Source organism: Methylobacillus rhizosphaerae (assembly GCF_900187985.1).
Lineage (GTDB): Bacteria > Pseudomonadota > Gammaproteobacteria > Burkholderiales > Methylophilaceae > Methylobacillus > Methylobacillus rhizosphaerae.
On sequence record NZ_FZOA01000004.1, the window covers coordinates 240956 to 259537 of the forward strand.

General features: G+C 51.8%; 19 protein-coding genes and 1 rRNA gene. 17 read left to right on the top strand and 3 right to left on the bottom strand.

Translation table 11 applies throughout. The features are described from left to right. The first annotated feature begins 29 nt into the window (after positions 1 to 29). The 15 genes from CHB59_RS06250 (at position 30) to erpA (ending at position 12924) form a co-directional block, all read left to right on the top strand. Positions 30 to 896, top strand: a complete 867-nt coding sequence (locus CHB59_RS06250) for a YicC/YloC family endoribonuclease (protein ID WP_089375369.1) — start codon at positions 30 to 32, stop codon at positions 894 to 896. A gap of 39 nt (positions 897 to 935) precedes the next feature. Beyond that, on the top strand, positions 936 to 1976 hold the full coding sequence (locus tag CHB59_RS06255; RefSeq protein WP_089375370.1) for a DUF475 domain-containing protein: 1041 nt from the start codon (positions 936 to 938) through the stop codon (positions 1974 to 1976). Between the two features lie 37 nt (positions 1977 to 2013). After that, a complete protein-coding gene (gene gmk, locus CHB59_RS06260; protein ID WP_089375410.1) occupies positions 2014 to 2622 on the top strand; it encodes a guanylate kinase in 609 nt (202 codons plus the stop codon). Positions 2623 to 2670: 48 nt separating this feature from the next. Then, positions 2671 to 2883 (top strand): DNA-directed RNA polymerase subunit omega, encoded by a 213-nt coding sequence (gene rpoZ, locus CHB59_RS06265; RefSeq protein ID WP_089375371.1) that lies wholly within the window; start codon positions 2671 to 2673, stop codon positions 2881 to 2883. A gap of 101 nt (positions 2884 to 2984) precedes the next feature. Further along, entirely contained in the window at positions 2985 to 5207 is a 2223-nt protein-coding gene (locus CHB59_RS06270) for a RelA/SpoT family protein (RefSeq protein ID WP_089375372.1), read from the top strand. A 64-nt stretch (positions 5208 to 5271) separates the two neighbouring features. After that, positions 5272 to 5658, top strand: a complete 387-nt coding sequence (locus CHB59_RS06275; protein ID WP_089375373.1) for a RidA family protein — start codon at positions 5272 to 5274, stop codon at positions 5656 to 5658. Positions 5659 to 5701: 43 nt separating this feature from the next. Beyond that, positions 5702 to 7762, top strand: a complete 2061-nt coding sequence (gene recG, locus CHB59_RS06280) for an ATP-dependent DNA helicase RecG (RefSeq protein WP_089375374.1) — start codon at positions 5702 to 5704, stop codon at positions 7760 to 7762. A 12-nt stretch (positions 7763 to 7774) separates the two neighbouring features. Next, on the top strand, positions 7775 to 8338 hold the full coding sequence (locus tag CHB59_RS06285; protein WP_245835066.1) for a chorismate--pyruvate lyase family protein: 564 nt from the start codon (positions 7775 to 7777) through the stop codon (positions 8336 to 8338). 2 nt (positions 8339 to 8340) lie between these two features. Beyond that, on the top strand, positions 8341 to 9204 hold the full coding sequence (gene ubiA, locus CHB59_RS06290; protein WP_089375375.1) for a 4-hydroxybenzoate octaprenyltransferase: 864 nt from the start codon (positions 8341 to 8343) through the stop codon (positions 9202 to 9204). A gap of 118 nt (positions 9205 to 9322) precedes the next feature. Beyond that, on the top strand, positions 9323 to 9763 hold the full coding sequence (rplM, locus tag CHB59_RS06295; RefSeq protein WP_011478423.1) for a 50S ribosomal protein L13: 441 nt from the start codon (positions 9323 to 9325) through the stop codon (positions 9761 to 9763). Between the two features lie 12 nt (positions 9764 to 9775). Then, entirely contained in the window at positions 9776 to 10168 is a 393-nt protein-coding gene (rpsI, locus tag CHB59_RS06300) for a 30S ribosomal protein S9 (RefSeq protein ID WP_089375376.1), read from the top strand. Between the two features lie 137 nt (positions 10169 to 10305). After that, the gene (gene argC, locus CHB59_RS06305; RefSeq protein ID WP_089375377.1) at positions 10306 to 11358 is read left to right on the top strand and encodes an N-acetyl-gamma-glutamyl-phosphate reductase; all 1053 of its coding nucleotides are present in this window, start codon (positions 10306 to 10308) and stop codon (positions 11356 to 11358) included. 42 nt (positions 11359 to 11400) lie between these two features. Further along, positions 11401 to 12072 (top strand): DUF6776 family protein, encoded by a 672-nt coding sequence (locus CHB59_RS06310; protein ID WP_089375378.1) that lies wholly within the window; start codon positions 11401 to 11403, stop codon positions 12070 to 12072. A 33-nt stretch (positions 12073 to 12105) separates the two neighbouring features. Then, positions 12106 to 12510, top strand: a complete 405-nt coding sequence (locus tag CHB59_RS06315; protein WP_089375379.1) for a bactofilin family protein — start codon at positions 12106 to 12108, stop codon at positions 12508 to 12510. A 60-nt stretch (positions 12511 to 12570) separates the two neighbouring features. Then, positions 12571 to 12924, top strand: coding sequence for an iron-sulfur cluster insertion protein ErpA (gene erpA, locus CHB59_RS06320; protein WP_089375380.1), 354 nt, complete (start codon positions 12571 to 12573; stop codon positions 12922 to 12924). 56 nt (positions 12925 to 12980) lie between these two features. Here erpA and gltA read toward each other — a convergent pair whose 3' ends face one another. Genes gltA through CHB59_RS06335 form a run of 3 tightly spaced genes read right to left on the bottom strand, consistent with a single transcriptional unit; the run spans position 12981 to position 16767 of the window. Continuing rightward, positions 12981 to 14276, bottom strand: a complete 1296-nt coding sequence (gene gltA, locus CHB59_RS06325) for a citrate synthase (protein ID WP_089375381.1) — start codon at positions 14274 to 14276, stop codon at positions 12981 to 12983. 33 nt (positions 14277 to 14309) lie between these two features. Continuing rightward, positions 14310 to 15428: an anhydro-N-acetylmuramic acid kinase gene (locus CHB59_RS06330; protein WP_281252021.1), complete on the bottom strand. Its 1119-nt coding sequence runs from the start codon at positions 15426 to 15428 to the stop codon at positions 14310 to 14312. After that, entirely contained in the window at positions 15421 to 16767 is a 1347-nt protein-coding gene (locus CHB59_RS06335; RefSeq protein WP_089375383.1) for a peptidoglycan DD-metalloendopeptidase family protein, read from the bottom strand. Before CHB59_RS06335 ends, CHB59_RS06330 begins: the two co-directional genes overlap by 8 nt. A 106-nt stretch (positions 16768 to 16873) precedes the next feature. On the opposite strand from CHB59_RS06335, the gene tyrS reads away from it, so the two are divergent. Together tyrS and CHB59_RS06345 are read left to right on the top strand one after the other, a co-directional pair. After that, on the top strand, positions 16874 to 18073 hold the full coding sequence (gene tyrS, locus CHB59_RS06340) for a tyrosine--tRNA ligase (RefSeq protein ID WP_089375384.1): 1200 nt from the start codon (positions 16874 to 16876) through the stop codon (positions 18071 to 18073). A gap of 435 nt (positions 18074 to 18508) precedes the next feature. Continuing rightward, positions 18509 to 18582: ribosomal RNA gene (locus tag CHB59_RS06345) — 16S ribosomal RNA — on the top strand; the annotation flags it as partial.

The window sequence follows — 18582 nt, forward strand, 5'->3', positions numbered from 1 at the left end:
CCCCAATTTAATCAGGAATCTGCATCGACATGATTTACAGCATGACCGGTTATGCCTCGGTAGAGCATGAGGTGAGCAACGGCGTTCTGGTGCTGGAACTACGCTCAGTCAACCATCGATATCTCGAATTACAGCTCAAGCTGGATGACAATGTTCGGATATTTGAGCCGCAAATTCGTGAGTTGATCAGTACCCGGCTCAAGCGTGGCAAAGTGGAGTGCCGCATCAATCTCGCGCATCGTGCTGTTGAGCAGCGGCAGGTCCAACTGGACGAAACAGTATTGCATCAACTAGCACAGATGACAGTCAGCGTTCAGCGTCATTTTCCAGAGAGTCGGCCATTGAGCGTCTCCGATATATTACGTTGGCCGGGTGTTGTGCTTGGAGAAAGTGCTGATCCGGAGGCGCTGGGTAGTGCCATCCGCGATAGTTTGCTCGAGGCGGTAAAACAAATGACAGAGGCGCGGGCGCGTGAAGGTGTCAAGCTGAAGACCATTATCCTTGACCGCTTGGCAGAGATGGAAGTGCTGGTAGGGAAAGTACGCCCTGTATTGCCGGAACAGGTGAAAGCCTACCAAGAGCGCCTCACTGCCAAGCTCAGGGAGGTATTTGGTGTTGCCGATGAAGAGCGCATTCGCCAGGAGTTGACCATTTTTGCCCAGCGCATTGACGTTGATGAGGAATTGAGTCGCTTGGGTGCGCATGTTGCTGAAGTAAAGCGCATTCTTGAGGTTGGGAGTCCGGCGGGGAAACAGCTGGATTTTCTGATGCAGGAGCTCAATCGAGAGGCTAATACCCTTGCTTCCAAGTCCGTGTCTACGGAAGTGTCGCAAGCTGCCATGACGCTTAAGCTGTTGATTGAGCAGATGCGTGAGCAAGTGCAGAACATAGAGTAATGCCGTTTGCAGGCATGACCATATTGATTCGGAACAGTGATGCGTGATTTCAAATATTCTTTTTTTGTAACGTTTCTGTGCCTGAGCCTAGCTGCGCTCTGGGGCTATGAGCTTAAAGGCGGTATTGCAGGTATCTGGCCTGCGCTGAGTGTAGCGCTGATTCTGGGGATTATGGAAGTCAGCCTGTCTTTTGACAATGCGGTGGTGAATGCTTCCATTCTCAAGGAAATGGATGAAAGATGGCGTCAGATATTTCTGACCATAGGCATCCTGATTGCCGTGTTTGGAGTGCGGCTGCTATTTCCCTTGCTGCTGGTGGCAGTAGCCACGAACCAGGGGTTGGTGGAAGTGGCACACATGGCGATCAACAATCCTGTGCTGTACGCAGATTACCTGGATGATGGACATACCGCGATTGCGGCATTTGGCGGCTCATTCCTGTTTCTTGTGTTCCTGAGTTTCATTTTTGACCCGGACAAGGATCTGCACTGGCTGGGAAGATTTGAAGCCGCCATGGGCAAGCTGGGAAATATGGAATCCATCAAGATCATCGTGATCCTGCTGATTCTGCTTGGATTGCAGAGTTTTCTGCCAATCTCCCAGGCGGAGCAGCTTACCATCCTGCTTGCCGGCTTGAGCGGTGTTGTGTTGTATGTGTTGATTGACAGCCTGAGTAGTTTCTTTTCATCCCAGGCGGAAGGAGATGCGTTTGCCAAAACGGCGAAGCGCAATGGTGTAATGGGTTTCCTCTATCTGGAAATTCTGGATGCCTCATTTTCGTTTGATGGCGTCATCGGTGCATTCGCCATTACCCGCGATGTGGTGCTTATCATGCTGGGACTGACCATAGGCGCCATGTTTGTGCGGTCGATGACAGTCAGGCTGGTGTACAAGGGGACACTGGATCATTATGTTTATCTCGAACATGGAGCACATTATGCGATTGGTGTGCTTGGATTGATCATGTTCTATACGATTTATCATCCAGTACCCGAGATTGTGACAGGCTTGATTGGCGTGGTATTTATCATGGCGGCCTTGTTGTCATCCATACGCCATAAGCGCAGGCTGGCGCATTGAGCCTGATTATTAAGATTGAACGACGGAAATGAGTACCATGGAAGGCAATTTATTCATTATCACCGCGCCTTCAGGCGCAGGCAAAACCTCACTGGTTCGCGCCCTACTGGATGGAGATGAGCACATCAAGCTATCTGTATCCCACACTACGCGCCAACCCAGGCCGGGTGAAGAGGAGGGTGTGCACTATCATTTTGTCGCCGAGCCGGAGTTTGTCGATTTGCTCAATCACGGGGACTTCCTTGAAAGTGCCCAGGTGCATAGTGCTTATTACGGGACTTCACGCTCTGTCGTGAATGCAGTGCTGGCCCAGGGGCTTGATCTGATACTGGAAATCGACTGGCAGGGAGCAGAGCAAGTGCGCAAGCAATACCCCGCGGCCATCAGTATTTTTATATTGCCACCGTCCATGGAAGCATTAGAGCAACGTCTCAATAACCGTGCCCAGGATAGTGCTGAGGTCATTGTCCGAAGATTGGCTGCTGCGCGTGATGAGATGCGTCACGTGGCAGAATTCGACTATGTTACAATCAACGACAGGTTTGAACATGCGCTGGAAGATCTGCGCGCCATCATCCGCAGCCAGCGTTTGAGGCGTGAGAAACAGTTGCTTCGGTACCAGGATATGGTGCAGAAACTACTGTGAGCGGTCAGCGCATGGACAGTATGATTATACTCAGGAGAGATTTGTATCATGGCACGTATTACCGTTGATGATTGTCTGGAAAAAATACCTAATCGCTTCCAATTGACACTGGTAGCTGCTTATCGTGCACGCCAGCTTGCCAATGGTTCAGAGCCGCTGGTGAATGCGCATGGCAGTAAAGACAAGCCAACTGTGCTGGCATTGCGTGAAATTGCGGCATCCAAGGTTGGTCTGGAAGTGCTTAACCGTGGACATGCCTGATTGACTGCCTTGTAATAAACACTAGCTGGTGTACCCGGGGAGAAGCTGATGAGCAAGCCCCGGGTTGGCGAATATTTTGTGTTGAATGATTATCCGGATTTATGCCAAAGACTGCTGCCAAAAGACCAGCCGAATCAATTCCAACTCCTCCTTTACTGCCTGCCGACAGTGAAGACTCCCAGCTCACCCTGCGCCTGCGGGAATATCTCAAGCAAGATGACATAACCCAGATCTGGGAAGCATACCGTTTCAGTGCCGCTGCTCATGAAGGCCAGGTCCGGCGAAGTGGCGAGCCTTATGTGATTCATCCTGTCAGTGTGGCTGGTATTCTTGCGGCACTGCATCTTGACCCTCCTACATTGATTGCGGCCTTGCTGCATGATGTGGTCGAGGATACAGGCGTGACCAAGCAGGAAATCAGCGAGCGTTTTGGCAAACAGGTGGCAGACCTGGTTGATGGATTATCCAAACTGGACAAGATTGAGTTCCAGAGCGCGACCCAGGCCCAGGCGGAAAATTTCCGCAAAATGCTGCTGGCGATGTCGCAGGATGTACGCGTGATTCTGGTCAAATTGGCGGACCGCCTGCATAACATGAGTACGCTGGAGGTCATGAAGCCGGAGAAACAGCGGCGCATTGCACGTGAGACCTTGGATATCTATGCGCCGATTGCCAACCGGCTTGGCCTCAATGACATTTATCAGACGCTGGAAGACTTGAGCTTCAAGTATCTATATCCCATGCGTCACCGCGTGATTTCCAAGGCAGTCATGGCGGCACGTGGCAATCGCAAAGAAGTGGTTGGCAAGATTCTGGATGCCATCAACCAGCAGTTGAAGGATCATCATATTGATGCTGAGGTGACGGGACGCGAAAAGCACTTGTACAGCATCTACAAGAAAATGACTGGCAAGACGGTGACGTTTTCCCAGATTTACGATATCTATGGTTTTCGTGTAGTCGTACGTGACTTGTCCACCTGCTATGCCACTCTTGGAGTATTGCATGGCTTGTACAAACCAATTCCGGGGAAGTTCAAGGATTATATTGCCATTCCCAAGGCCAATGGTTATCAGTCCTTGCATACGACATTGTTCGGTCCATTCGGCACGCCGATCGAGGTGCAGATACGTAGCCGTGAAATGCATAATATTGCAGATGCCGGGGTCGCAGCACACTGGCTCTACAAGTCGACAGATGCTCATCTGACCGCGTTGCAGCAGCAAACACACCAATGGTTGCAACGTTTGCTCGACATACAGAGTGAAAGCTCGGACTCATTGGAGTTCCTTGAACATTTCAAGGTGGACCTGTTTCCGGACGAAGTGTATGTTTTCACTCCCAAAGGCACCATTATGGCATTGCCTAAAGGTGCCACCGCTGTTGATTTTGCCTATGCAGTCCATACGGATATTGGCAATCGCTGTGTCGCAGTGAAGATCAATCAGGAACTCGCGCCATTACGTACAGAGCTGCATAACGGCGATCATGTCGAGATCATTACTGCCGCGCATGCCCATCCTAATCCTGCCTGGTTGAACTATGTGCTGACCGGCAAGGCGCGAGCGCATATCCGCCATTACCTCAAGTCCATGCAATCGACAGAATCGGCGCTGCTGGGAGAGCGTATGCTGAACCAGGCTTTGCGTGCATTGCATGCCAACCCGGGCACAATTGATGAAGCTGCGTGGCAGCGTCTGATACGTGATTATGGTGCCAAGAGCAGGGACGAAATCCTGGCAGATATTGGTCTGGGCAAGCGACTCAACGTCATGGTGGCACATCAGCTCATGATTCCTGCCAATGGTCAGAATGAGGTGGCCGATAATGCCAAACCGCAACCCAAGGTGCTGGATACGATCACGATCCGAGGTTCCGAAGGCATGGCAGTGCAGTTTGCGCAGTGCTGTCGCCCGATTCCTGGTGATCCCATTCTCGGGTTCATCAACAAGGATAAAGGCCTGGTGATCCATACCCATGACTGTCCTGCCATACGTAAATTCCGCCTGGACCCTGACAAATGGCTGGATGTGGAATGGGATCCGCAGGGGCACAGGTTGTACAAGGTCAGCCTCAAGCTGATCGTGGCGAATCGTCGGGGCATGTTGGCGAAGATTGCGGCCGGTATTGCTGAAGCGGGTTCGAATATTGACAACGTCAGCATGGAAGAGGCGGATAATAGTACCTATACCAATATGAATTTCACGGTGCAGGTAGAAAACCGGGTGCATCTGGCCGAACTGGTACGACGTTTGCGCAAGATTCCGGATGTAGTGCGCATCAATCGTGTCAAAGGGATTGGAGCAGAGCAAAGAACGCAGTAGGTGAGTGCTTACATTTAAAATCATTCACCTCAATTTCAAAAAGCATCATTCGCAGGAGAGACTCATGGCAAAACAAATCATTCATACTGATGGCGCCCCCCAGGCAATCGGTACTTATTCCCAGGCGGTCAAGGTAAAAGGCAGTACTGTCTATCTTTCAGGCCAGATAGGTCTTGATCCCGCAACCATGGAGCTGGTGGAAGGGATTGAGGCGCAAGTGCATCGCGTATTCAAGAACCTGAAGGCGGTTTCCGAGGCTGCTGGTGGCTCTTTGGCTGATGTCGTCAAGCTCAATGTATTTCTGACGGATCTTGGCCATTTCGCACTGGTGAACACTATCATGGCTGAATATTTCACTCAGCCATACCCGGCGCGTGCTGCGGTCGGTGTGGCGCAGTTACCGCGAAACGCACTGGTGGAAGCAGATGGCGTGCTGGAGATCGGTGCCTAATCCGTCAGCGTAAAACACGCCAGGATCGGTTGCTGCCAGGATCATGGCGTTGAAACTACCTGCCAATACCAAGCTCAGTGATATCAAAGGCATCACCCCTGCACTGCAGGGGCGTCTTGCCAAGCTGGGCATCTCCAACCTGCAGGGGCTGTTGCTGCATCTTCCCCTGCGCTATCTTGATGAAACCCGCATCGTCCCTATCCGTGAGTTGCGCACGGGTGAACAGGCGCAAGTGCAAGGCGAGATTGTGCATGCCGAAGTGCAATATCGCCCACGTAAATCATTGATCTGTCGCCTGAAGGATGAGACAGGGCAGTTGGTGTTGCGTTTTCTGCATTTCTACCCCAGCCAGGTAGCCAGCCTGAAGGAAGGCAGCTGTATTCGTGCCTTTGGTGAGGTGCGGGGAGGTTTCTTTGGTTGGGAAATGGTGCATCCCCAGTGCCGGAAGGTGGCTGAAGATACACCGGTGGCAGAAGCGCTGACGCCGCTATATCCAACGACAGCTGGGTTGAGTCAGGCCAGCTTGCAGAAGTGGGTGGCGTTTGCGCTACAACAGGCTGCCATGGATGAAATCCTGCCGGCGGCAATCTATCAACATCTGGGGCTGCCTGCATTTGCCGACAGCCTGCATCAATTGCATCACCCGGCTGCCAATGTCGATCTGGCAAGCCTGGAATCCAGGGATCATCCTGCCTGGCGGCGGCTGGCTTTTGATGAGCTGCTGGCCCAGCAACTCTCCATGCGCCAGCATCATGAGCGCAGGAAACATCAGGGAGCACCTGCACTGGCGCCCTCGGATAAATTGATTACTGCCTTGTTGCGTCGTTTGCCATTTGCACTGACCCAAGCGCAGCAGCGCGTGGCACTGGAAATCGGCCATGACCTGCAGCAAGCTCATCCCATGCAGCGTCTACTGCAGGGGGATGTGGGCAGCGGCAAGACGATTGTGGCGGCAATGGCTGCCTTGCAGGCCATAGAAAATGGGTGGCAGGCTGCCATCATGGCACCTACGGAAATTCTGGCAGAGCAGCACTACCAAAAAATGCAGGACTGGTTGCATCCACTTGGTATTCAGGTGGCCTGGTTGTCCGGGAGCCAGGGTAAGAAAGAGCGACGCGCCATGCTGGAGTCCGTGGCCAATGGCGAAGCGCAGCTAGTGATCGGGACGCATGCGTTGTTCCAGGAACATGTCGTCTTTCAGCGCCTTGCGTTGGCGATCGTGGATGAACAGCACCGGTTTGGCGTGCAGCAGCGTCTGTCATTGCGCCAGAAAGGTGGACAGCCGCACCAGCTGATGATGAGTGCGACCCCGATTCCCCGAACTTTATCCATGAGCTATTTTGCAGATCTGGATGTATCTGTGATCGATGAGCTGCCACCCGGACGTACGCCCGTGGTCACAAGGTTGGTGTCGGATGCACGGCGGGAAGAGGTGCTGGAACGCGTGCAGCAGGCCTGCATGGAAGGGCGACAGGCATATTGGGTATGTCCGTTGATTGAGGAATCCGAGGCCTTGCAATTACAAACAGTGACCGAGACTTTCGAGAATCTGCAGGCGACTTTTCCTGAACTGCGGGTTGGCTTGGTACATGGGCGCATGAAACCTGCGGAAAAGCAGGCCGTCATGACGGCATTCAGCACAGGTGAAACCCAACTGCTGGTGGCGACAACCGTGATCGAGGTGGGTGTGGATGTGCCGAATGCCAGCCTGATGGTGATCGAGCATGCGGAACGCATGGGCTTGTCGCAGCTGCACCAGTTGCGAGGGCGCGTCGGACGTGGGGCAGCCAAGAGTAGCTGCATCCTGCTTTACCAGGATGGCAGGCTTTCAGAAACAGCGCGCGCACGACTCAAGATCATCTATGAATCCAGTGATGGGTTCGCCATTGCCCAGGCAGACCTTGCGCTACGCGGGCCGGGAGAATTCATGGGCGTCAGGCAGAGCGGGGTGCCTATGCTCAAAATTGCCGACCTTGAACGCGACCAGGATCTATTGGAGGCAGCCCGCAGCATTGCGGCAGAGTTATTGGCGCGGGAGCCTCGTGCAGCAGAAATGCACCTCGCGCGCTGGCTTGGGCATGCGGAAGAGTTGGTCAAAGTCTGAGATAATGCCACGGTGAAATTTTCTGCTCATTTTCCGCAAGTGCGGGATCGCTGGCTGCAGCGACCTGTCGGCAGTGCACAATACCGTCCCTGGTTGATGGAAAGAGGTTCGCTGACACGCCGCCTGCAAAGGCATAGTCATGCATTTGCGGTGCAACCTTTGCAACAGGCCAGGAGGAAAGCGCCACATTCTGAAGCTGTCTTGTTGAAGCTGCTGCCTAGGCAATATGTATTGCTGCGGGATGTCATGCTGCGCTGCGATGGGGAAGTTGCTGTGTTTGCCCACAGCGTGCTGCCCAGGCAGGCCATGCGTGGGGCATGGCGAGGGCTGGGACAGATAGGCAGCCGCTCACTGGGCGGAACATTATTTGCTGATCCACGCATGTGTCGGGATGCCTTGCAATATAAAAAGCTGGGGCCGCAACATTTTCTCTACCGCAGGGCCGCTCGGTACCAGCCTGGCATGACTGGCCCGATCTGGGCCAGACGTTCTGTATTCAGGCTGGGGCGAAATGCGGTGTTGGTGACAGAATTATTCCTGCCGGAAATACTGGCGTTGACTGAAAAAAACCGTTGAATATGTCCATATTGATGAAGAAATTGCAGGCTTACTATTGCCTGACCCGTCTTGATAAGCCGATTGGTACTTTGCTGTTGTTGTGGCCCACCTTATGGGCGATCTGGCTGGCCAGCCCTAGTTGGCCGGATGGGCTGGTGCTGGGTGTGTTTGTGGCAGGTACTGTATTGATGCGTTCAGCAGGTTGTGTCATGAATGATCTTGCCGACAGGAATTTCGATGGGCATGTGGAGCGGACGAGACAGCGACCACTGGTGACGGGCGAAGTCAGCGTGCGCGAGGCTCTGCTGCTGGCGGCAGGGTTGAGCCTGGTGGCATTCCTGCTTGTGTTGCAATTGAATATGCTGGCGGTTTATTTATCGTTTCCTGCCTTGTTTTTGGCGGCGACTTATCCATTGACCAAGCGTTTTTTCTCAATTCCGCAAGCGTATCTTGGCATCGCCTTTGGCTTTGGCATCCCAATGGCTTTTGCTGCAATTACAGGCACCTTGCCGCTTGAGGCCTGGGTGATGTTGCTGGCCAATGTGTTCTGGGCCGTTGCGTATGATACGGAATATGCCATGGTGGACAGGGATGATGATCTCAAGATTGGCATCAAGTCATCCGCGATCTTTTTCGGGCGCTGGGATGTGCTGGCTGTCATGGGTTGCTATGCCGCATTCCTGTTGCTGATGGCCTGGGTGGGCGTGCGGATGCAGGTGTCTTGGATATATTTTGCTGGTTTGGCGACGGCTGCCTGTATTGCGGTGTATCATTACACGCTTATCCGCAACCGGATGCGTCAGCCCTGTTTCAGGGCTTTCCTCCATAACAACTGGTTGGGTGCGGCGGTCTTTGCCGGGGTATTCCTCAGCGATTACCTTTAAGCATGTATTTTAAGTATCTATGCGGATTGAAAAATCCGGCAGATAAATGTTTGACAAAGCTCTCTGGGTTGGCTTACAATCCGCCTCTTAATTTTTTCAGCGAATATTGGTTTGTCCGATGAAGACCTTTTCTGCAAAAGCGCATGAAGTAAAGCGCGACTGGTTCGTAGTAGATGCTACGGATTTGGTGCTGGGCCGTTTGGCGAGTGAAATTGCACACCGCCTGCGTGGCAAGCATAAAACTATTTACACACCGCACGTTGATACGGGCGATTACATTGTCGTGATCAATGCCGACAAGATCAAGGTAACTGGCAACAAGGCGCTGGATAAGAAGTATCATCGCCACAGTGGTTACCCAGGTGGTATTTCTACAACTACTTTTGGCAAGATGCAAGAGCGCTTCCCGGGTCGTGCCCTGGAAAAGGCTGTTAAGGGCATGCTGCCGAAGGGTCCACTGGGTTACGCCATGTTCCGTAAGCTCAAGGTGTATGCTGGTGATAAGCATGACCATGTTGCGCAACAGCCGCAGCCATTGGTAATCCAAAGTCAAGCGTAAGGATAAGCAGCGATGATTGGTAAATATAACTACGGTACAGGCCGCCGCAAGAGTTCGGTAGCTCGTGTCTTCCTGAAGTCTGGTAGTGGCAATATCGTTGTAAACGACAAGCCTGCTGACGAGTACTTCTCTCGTGTTACTTCTCGCATGGTATTGCGTCAGCCTCTGGCACTGACCGAGAACGAAGCAAGCTTCGATATTCTCGTGAACGTGACTGGTGGTGGTGAATCTGGTCAGGCTGGTGCAGTACGTCACGGTATTACCCGTGCCTTGATCGATTACGATGCAGCGTTGAAGAGTGCCCTGTCCAAGGCAGGTTTCGTTACTCGTGATGCACGTGAAGTTGAACGTAAGAAGGTTGGCCTCCGCAAGGCACGCCGTCGTAAGCAATTCTCCAAGCGCTAAGCTTTACGCTGTTGCTATTCAGAAAAAGCCGCACTTGTTGCGGCTTTTTTGTTTTCGGCGTTTTCAAATTGCCGTATGGTTTTGTTACTATTAACCTCTTTAGCTGTCATATCGCACGTGGAAGGTGAGTTCAGGTGATGCAGAGCAAGAAAATCAAGGTTGGCATAGTCGGCGGGACCGGATATACCGGAGTCGAGTTATTGCGCTTGTTGGCGCAGCATCCTGATGTGGAGCTGAGTGTCATTACTTCGCGCGGTGAGGCTGGCTTGCCGGTTGCGGATATGTTTCCCAGCCTGCGTGGACGTGTGAGCCTTGTATTCACGGATCCGTCGCAGGCTGACCTGACCTTGTGTGATGTAGTCTTTTTCGCTACGCCGCACGGCGTTGCCATGAGCCAGGCGCAAGCGCTGGTGGCTGCCGGGGTGAAGGTGATTGATCTTGCCGCAGATTTTCGCTTGCAGGATATAACGGTATTTGAGAAATGGTACAAGTTGCCGCACAGCTGTCCGGATATTCTTGCCAATGCCGTGTATGGTTTGCCTGAGCTATATCGTGAGCAGGTGCGCTCTGCGCAGGTCATCGGCAATCCTGGTTGTTATCCAACTACCGTATTGCTGGGCCTGGCGCCGTTACTGGAGCAAGGGCTGGTTGATTTGTCCATTCCCATTGTCTCGGACTCGAAATCAGGGGTTTCCGGTGCAGGTAGAAAGGCTGAGGTCGCGACCTTGTTTGCAGAGGCCAGCGATAACATGAAAGCCTATGGGGTGAGCGGTCACCGGCATCATCCTGAGATTCAGGAGCAATTGCGGCAACTGAGCGGTGTAGCACCACAGTTCATTTTTGTGCCGCACCTGATTCCGATGATACGTGGCATGCTGTCCACCATGTACGTCAAATTGACGCCAGAAGGCCTGAAGACGGATATCCAGGCTTTGTATGAAACACGTTACCAGCGTGAACCTTTTGTTGATGTGCTGCCGCCGGGCAGCCTTCCTGAGACCCGTACGGTGCGTGGTGGCAACCATCTGCGGTTGGCATTGTACCCTCAGGCAGAAACTGGCTACCTGACCATTATCGTGGTGCAGGATAACCTGGTGAAGGGAGCGGCGGGGCAAGCGGTGCAGAACATGAATATCATGTTCGATCTGGATGAGCGTACCGGACTTGAAGTCGTACCTTTGCTGCCCTGATACATGAAAAGGTTGTCGCGACGGGTAAAGCGTCATTTCAATATGCCAAACAGGCGGGTGGCAATCAAATCCCACCGTGCCTGGTATTGGCAGGTGGTGGCGGCCCTGATTCTGGTTACGCTGGGTTATGCCTTGGCGTTCTGGCAGCTGACCATGGTTGGTCATGTATTGAATCCATCTGTCGGGATGAAAGCGGTAGCGCAGCCGACGTTTAAAAATCAGGAATTGTTGGCAAAAGTCGTGTTTGCTGAACGTCAATTACAGGTACAGAAAGCCGCGCAGGAGAATCTGGCAAGTGAACTTGCTACGGTGCAGGAAGAAAGTATCAAGCTCAAGGAAAGTCTGGCGTTTTACCAAAGTATTTTGGAAGAAATACCCGGAGGGGATCAAGTACGCTTGAGCCAACTCAAGGTGGAAAAAGGTAAGCAATCCGGGCAATATGCTTATGATTTGGTATTGTCGCAACAAGGTACACATAGTAAACCGGTGCAGGGCAGTATTCAGTTGATATTGCATGGTAGCAAGTCTGATGGGCAACAACAGGTGGCCTTGCCACTGAAAAGCCAGATCAAGGTAAATTTTCGTTATTACCAGCGCCTGGATGGTAGTTTCAATGTACCTGAGGATATGAATGCGGAAGCAATTGAAATTGGTTTTGTGGCCAGTGGAACCAAACAGCCAGCCGTCAGCCAAAAGATAAACCTGCCTGAATGAACAGGTTGCTGCATTTTCCAGAAGAGGAGACATATGTTCTTCAGAAGCAAGAATAAAGTCCAGAGCCGTATTGATACCCTGATCAGTGCTGATACATATGTTGAAGGCCATATGACGTTTAATGGCGGCTTGAGGGTGGATGGACAGGTCAAGGGCAATGTCAGTGAAGCTCCTGATGTGCCTGGTATGCTGGTATTGAGCGAGCGAGGCAAGATCGAAGGAAGTGTGACGGTTGCCAGAGTGGTGCTGAACGGTGAAGTTCAGGGGCCTGTGCGTTCAAGTCAGTACCTGGAACTGCATGCAAAATCAAAAATCACGGGCGATGTCTATTACCAATCCCTGGAAATCCATACTGGAGCCATTGTAGAGGGAAATCTGGTTTACCTCGGGGATGACAAGCAGGCGGCAATTGCGGGAGTGCCAGAAACCAGTAATTGACCGACCGAACGGTGCGCAGGATAATGTAGTTAGTTAGAGTTTTTTAAGGAGTGATCCACCATGAATGCAGTAACAGAAGAAATTCCAAGTCCATTGATCTTTACTGATAATGCTGCGCGTAAGGTGCAGGAGTTGATTGATGAAGAAGGCTCCCCGGATCTCAAGTTGCGTGTGTTCGTCAGTGGCGGCGGATGTTCCGGGTTCCAGTACGGATTTACTTTCGAGGAAACCGTCAACGATGATGATACCCAGGTACAGAAGGATAGCGTGACATTGCTCATTGATCCCATGAGCCTGCAGTATCTGGTTGGTGCAGAAATTGATTATCAGGATAGCCTGGAAGGGTCGCAATTCGTGATCCGTAATCCTAATGCCACGACTACTTGCGGTTGTGGGTCCTCATTCTCGGCTTAAGCGGGATAGCGGGATTGAGAAAGGGGCCATGGGCCCCTTTTTTTATGCTGACCTTATCAGCGGCGCTGATCCAATGGTATAAAGTCGCGTCGCTGTGAACCAGTATATAGCTGCCGCGGGCGCCCTATCTTGGAGCCTGGGTCGGCCATCATTTCGTTCCACTGGGCTACCCAGCCAGCTGTACGCGCCATGGCAAAAATGGCGGTGAACATTGAATTGGGGATGCCCATCGCGCGCATGACAATGCCGGAATAGAAATCCACATTCGGATACAGCTGACGGCTAACGAAATATTCGTCTTCCAGTGCAATCTTCTCCAGCTCCAGAGCCAGCTTGAACATGGGGTCATTATTCAGGCCGAGTTCGTCCAATACCTGATGACAGGTCTGGCGCATGATGGCAGCACGAGGATCCATATTGCGATAAACGCGATGACCAAAGCCCATGAGACGGAAAGAGTCAGTCTTATCCTTGGCGCGCTTGATATATTCGCCAATACGACTGACATCCCCGATTTCCTCCAGCATCTTCAAGGTTGCTTCATTAGCACCGCCGTGGGCAGGACCCCATAGAGAGGCGATACCTGCTGCGACACAGGCAAACGGATTGGCGCCACTCGAACCAGCCAGGCGTACTGTGGATGTGGAGGCATTCTGCTCATGGTCGGCATGCAGGATCAGGATGCGTTCGAATGCTTTGGCCAATACCGGATTGGGTTCATAGTCCTCACATGGATTGGCAAACATCATGTGCATGAAATTCTCCGCATAATTGAAGCGGTTCTTTGGATACATGAATGGTTGGCCAATATTGTATTTGTAGCACCAGGCCGCAATGGTCGGTACTTTGGCAATCAGGCGGTGCGCTGCAAACTCCCGGCTTTCGGCGTCGTTGACATCAAGGGCCTCATGATAGAACGCAGAGAGCGAGCCTACGACACCCACCATGACAGCCATGGGGTGTGCATCACGACGAAAGCCGCGGAAAATGTGCGTGAGCTGATCATTCAGCATGGTGTGACGGGTAATGGAGGTGTCGAACGCCGCTTTCTGTGTGCTGCTCGGTAATTCACCATGCATCAGCAGATAGCTGACCTCCATGAAGTCAGAGTGTTCTGCCAGTTGTTCGATCGGATAACCGCGATAGAACAATAGTCCTTGTTCGCCATCGATAAAGGTGATGCCAGAATCGCAGGACGCCGTGGATAAAAAGCCGGGGTCATAAGTGAAATATCCATGCTTACCCAGCGAGCGGATATCAATGACACTTGGACCTAGTTGGCCTGGGAGAATTGGTAGCTCGATGGGCGCTGAGCCATCATCGAAAGTAAGAGTGACTTTGCTTGGTTTCATAATTCAGACATCAAATGGTTGAACAGTTACAAATTACGCAGCATAAACTGCGCCAAGTATTCTTGGGCCGCGCGCGCCTGTGACAGCAGGCAAATTACCGGGCAACCCGTACAATGTTTGTTTTGCCAGCCAGGCAAAGGCTGCAGCTTCTACTGCATTCGCAGCGAGGCCCAGTGCATCACTGGGCTGGATGGCTGTGGCAGGGAGCAACTGCTGCAAGCGCTGTACCAGAGCCGTATTATAAGCGCCACCGCCGCATACATATAGTGCATCTACATTACCGCAATATTGCGTCATGGACATTACGATGGAAACAGCTGTGAGTTCCAGTAGTGTACGTTGTACGTCTTCAGGACGATACGCAGGTTGCGTCTGCAGAAGTTGTTCGAGCCAGGGCAAATTGAACATATCACGCCCGGTACTTTTGGGTGGCGACATGGAAAAAAATGGGGCTGACAGCATTTGCTGCAGCAGTGACGAGATCACTTGGCCTGTCGCTGCCCAGCTGCCGTTCGCATCATAGTCCTGAGCGCGATGTTTCTTAATCCAGGCATCCATCAGCATATTGCCGGGCCCTGTATCAAAGCCGGTTACTCTCTCTCCGGCCGCAGGCAGGTTGGTGAGATTGGCGATACCACCGATATTGAGTACTGCCCGATGTTGTGTTGGGTGAGCAAACACTGCCTGGTGAAAAGCCGGTACCAAAGGAGCGCCGTGGCCGGCAGCGGCTATGTCCCTGCTGCGGAAATCAGCAACTACATCAATATGACTCAGTTCCGCCAGTAAGGCTGCATTGCCAAGTTGCAGTGTGAACCCGAGCTCTGGGCGATGGCGTATCGTTTGTCCATGGCAACCTATGGCGCGTATGGCCGCAGGCTGGATGGCTGCGCGCGCGAGCAATGCATCGATATTCTGGGCGTATGCATGTGCAAGCTGATTACTGATGAGGCAGCTGGTTTCCAGTTCATTGTCGCCTGGAGTATGCAATGCCAGTAATTGCTGCCTTAATTGCGAGGAATAAGGTGTGAACTGTTGCTGGATAATATTGCAATGCTGATGATCAAACGCCGCTACCACACTGTCGACACCATCAAGACTGGTGCCAGACATCAGGCCAATAAAAAACTCGGGCAGAGCACTACTACTAGTCAAGAGCGGCTAATGTGCTTGCGCTCAGCAATTGTAATTGCGCAGTCAGATTGGCACTGCGAGTGCGGAAGTCCGACAGATATTGTGGTGCAATAGGTTGTGCAGCTGGCAGTGCCACTTTGAGGGGGTCACGATGCACACCATTGAGCTGGAATTCATAATGCAGGTGAGGGCCGGTGGCCATGCCTGTCATACCGACGAAACCGATAATATCGCCTTGCGAGACTTTCATGCCATTACGCAGGCCAGATGCAAAACGGGAAAGATGACCATACACCGTGGTGACACCACCGGTATGCTGGAGGTAAATGACATTGCCATAGCCACTCTTGACACCAACAAATTTGACTACGCCATCAGCAGGAGCCTTGATGCGAGTGCCGATTGGTGCGGCAAGATCTACGCCTTTATGCGCCCGCATTCTCTGCAGGATGGGGTGAAAACGCCCCATTGTGAAACCGGAACTGATACGCGTAAACTCCAATGGTGAACGTAGGAATGATTTATGCCGACTCTTGCCTTCAGGTGTGTAATAAGCAACCTTGCCGGCAGGATCGCGATACATGACGGCCTTATAGGTTTTACCCTGGTTGGTAAACTCTGCAGCTACGACCTGTCCGGTGTTCACTAGGTGGCCATTGTCATATTTTGCCTCATAAATTACTGCGAAGCGGTCACCTTTGCGTAAGTCGGAGTGAAAATCTATATCTGAAGAAAAGATTTCTGCCATCTGAATGGCAATAGAGTCCGGAATATCTGCCGCATCCGTAGCTGCAAACAATGAGCTTCTGATTTCAGCAGTTTTCAATACATTGTGGACTTCCAGCGAAGGCTCACCAGTTTTTGCCTGATATCCAGAATCGGTGCGTTCAATAGTGAGTGTGGAAGTCGAGCTAAGTTGATATTGAAGTTTCAGTAGTGCGCCATCTGCATTGACCTGCGCTTGAATGGCGCGTCCTGGCCGTAATTGTGAAGCCAGTGCGCTGGCATCAGGGTTGCGACGGAGAAACTCCAAAGCTTCGTCATTCTGTATGTTCAGTCGTGCCATCAAGCTCGCCAGGGTATCGTCCCGACGTACCTGGTCTGCCTGCCAGTAATTCTGGCTTTCCAGGTTTTCCGATACTAGGGGTGCTGAGATTTCCGGCAGAGCAATGTTCTCCACAATGGTGGAAATCGCGATATTTTGAGTGGCAGTTTGGGGAGCAATACCGAAGGCAGTAATGATACCGAAGAGCGGCAGACTGGAAATGGCAAGTAGCCAACGCAGGCGAAGCTTACGTTCTTTTAATGCAGGATTTTGCGTTAAAATAACCTCTTTTTGGCTCTGCTCAGTTTGCTGCACTGGTCGCTACCTCATTACTGTTACAAATCAATGATGGGGCATGCTAACAGAAAAGTTCTGTATGGTGAAGGTAAAAAGCATCCTAAGATACGGATATTTATAAGATATGACGAATTTGAATGATGACTTGGCACTGATCAAGCGCGGCATTGACGACCTGATCGGCGAGCAAGAACTGGTGGATAAACTGAAGCGCGGGCAACCACTACGGGTGAAAGCAGGTTTTGACCCTACCGCGCCGGACTTGCACCTGGGGCATGCGGTACTCATCAACAAACTGCGCCAGTTCCAGGATATGGGGCACCAGGTGCTTTTCCTGATCGGGGACTTTACCGGCATGATCGGTGACCCGACTGGGAAAAGTGCAACTCGACCACCTTTGAGTGCTGAGCAAGTACAGATCAATGCCAGAACGTATCAGGAGCAGGTGTTCAAGATTCTGAAGCCAGAGCAAACTGAAGTCGTGTTTAACTCAAGTTGGATCAACGAACTTGGCGCTGCTGGCATGCTCAAGCTCGCAGCAACGCATACCGTGGCACGTATGCTGGAGCGGGATGATTTCGAGAAGCGCTACAAGGGTAATCAGCCAATTGCGATTCATGAATTTTTATATCCTCTATTGCAAGGGTATGACTCGGTTGCATTACGGGCTGATATTGAATTGGGCGGTACCGACCAACGGTTTAATTTACTGATGGGGCGAGAGCTGCAAAAGCATTACGGTCAGGTGCCCCAGTCAGTGCTGACAGTACCATTGCTCGAGGGGCTGGATGGCGTCAATAAGATGTCCAAATCACTCGGTAACTATATAGGTGTTGCAGAAGCGGCCAATACTATATTCAGCAAGCTGATGTCTGTCTCTGACGACCTGATGTGGCGTTATATCGACCTGCTTTCGTTTGAATCGATTGCGACGGTAAAGCAATGGCGTGGAGAGGTGGAGGCAGGTGCGAACCCGCGTAATATCAAAGTGCGTTTTGCGCAGGAAATCGTGGAGCGGTTCCATAGCAAGCAGGCAGCGATTGATGCGCTCGCAGACTTTGAATTGCGTGCAAGAGGAGGAGTGCCTGACGATATTCCCGAAGTGGAAGTGGCCATTCCTGATGATGCCATCGCGATTGCCGCTGTACTGAAACAGGCAGGATTGGTGGCAAGTACCTCAGAAGCATTCCGCATGATAGAACAGGGCGGTGTAAAACTGGACAGTGCGAAAGTTACTGACCGCAACCTGCAAGTCCCGGCTGGGGTTGTGGTGGCGCAAGTGGGTAAGCGTAAATTTGCGCGGATCGTGATTCGTCGGGGCTGAAGCGTGCGTGCTACAGCGTAAATTGTAATTAATTTGTAACATCCCGGAAAAACGCTTGACCGGAATTTCTGGATGCGTAGAATGCGCACCTCGCTTCAATGAGGTGCGCAGCAAGGCAGTAAGAAATTAAGTGATTTCGAGCTGGCTTGATTGAGTAAACCCCTGTATAATGCGGCCTCTCGCTGATTGATGAAGTCAGTGGGAAGTATAAAAGAAGTGCCCTGCTCTTTAACAAGATGAACAACCGATAAGTGTGGGTGCTTGTAGGTGAGTGCACATTGATACTTAATTGATTAAGTATCGATAACTCAACAAACAAGTGCTTAACACTTAAATGAAATCTGTAACTTAACAGTTACACCTAAAGATTCATTTGAGAATAAGCCAAGCGATATACCGACCTCGCAAGAGGTCAAACAAGTAATAGTCGGAATTAAACTGAAGAGTTTGATCCTGGCTCAGATTGAACGCTGGCGGCATGCTTTACACATGCAAGTCGAACGGTAACA

Excerpts from the sequence above, each read along its gene's own strand:
- argC (WP_089375377.1), top strand. The coding sequence starts at position 10,306 with ATGCAGAGCAAGAAAATCAAGGTTGGCATAGTCGGCGGGACCGGATAT.
- CHB59_RS06250 (WP_089375369.1), top strand. The coding sequence starts at position 30 with ATGATTTACAGCATGACCGGTTATGCCTCGGTAGAGCATGAGGTGAGC.
- gmk (WP_089375410.1), top strand. The coding sequence starts at position 2,014 with ATGGAAGGCAATTTATTCATTATCACCGCGCCTTCAGGCGCAGGCAAA.
- CHB59_RS06275 (WP_089375373.1), top strand. The coding sequence starts at position 5,272 with ATGGCAAAACAAATCATTCATACTGATGGCGCCCCCCAGGCAATCGGT.
- gltA (WP_089375381.1), bottom strand. The coding sequence starts at position 14,276 with ATGAAACCAAGCAAAGTCACTCTTACTTTCGATGATGGCTCAGCGCCC.
- CHB59_RS06270 (WP_089375372.1), top strand. The coding sequence starts at position 2,985 with ATGCCAAAGACTGCTGCCAAAAGACCAGCCGAATCAATTCCAACTCCT.
- CHB59_RS06315 (WP_089375379.1), top strand. The coding sequence starts at position 12,106 with ATGTTCTTCAGAAGCAAGAATAAAGTCCAGAGCCGTATTGATACCCTG.
- tyrS (WP_089375384.1), top strand. The coding sequence starts at position 16,874 with ATGACGAATTTGAATGATGACTTGGCACTGATCAAGCGCGGCATTGAC.
- recG (WP_089375374.1), top strand. The coding sequence starts at position 5,702 with ATGGCGTTGAAACTACCTGCCAATACCAAGCTCAGTGATATCAAAGGC.
- rplM (WP_011478423.1), top strand. The coding sequence starts at position 9,323 with ATGAAGACCTTTTCTGCAAAAGCGCATGAAGTAAAGCGCGACTGGTTC.
- rpoZ (WP_089375371.1), top strand. The coding sequence starts at position 2,671 with ATGGCACGTATTACCGTTGATGATTGTCTGGAAAAAATACCTAATCGC.
- CHB59_RS06310 (WP_089375378.1), top strand. The coding sequence starts at position 11,401 with ATGCCAAACAGGCGGGTGGCAATCAAATCCCACCGTGCCTGGTATTGG.
- ubiA (WP_089375375.1), top strand. The coding sequence starts at position 8,341 with ATGTCCATATTGATGAAGAAATTGCAGGCTTACTATTGCCTGACCCGT.
- rpsI (WP_089375376.1), top strand. The coding sequence starts at position 9,776 with ATGATTGGTAAATATAACTACGGTACAGGCCGCCGCAAGAGTTCGGTA.
- CHB59_RS06255 (WP_089375370.1), top strand. The coding sequence starts at position 936 with ATGCGTGATTTCAAATATTCTTTTTTTGTAACGTTTCTGTGCCTGAGC.
- erpA (WP_089375380.1), top strand. The coding sequence starts at position 12,571 with ATGAATGCAGTAACAGAAGAAATTCCAAGTCCATTGATCTTTACTGAT.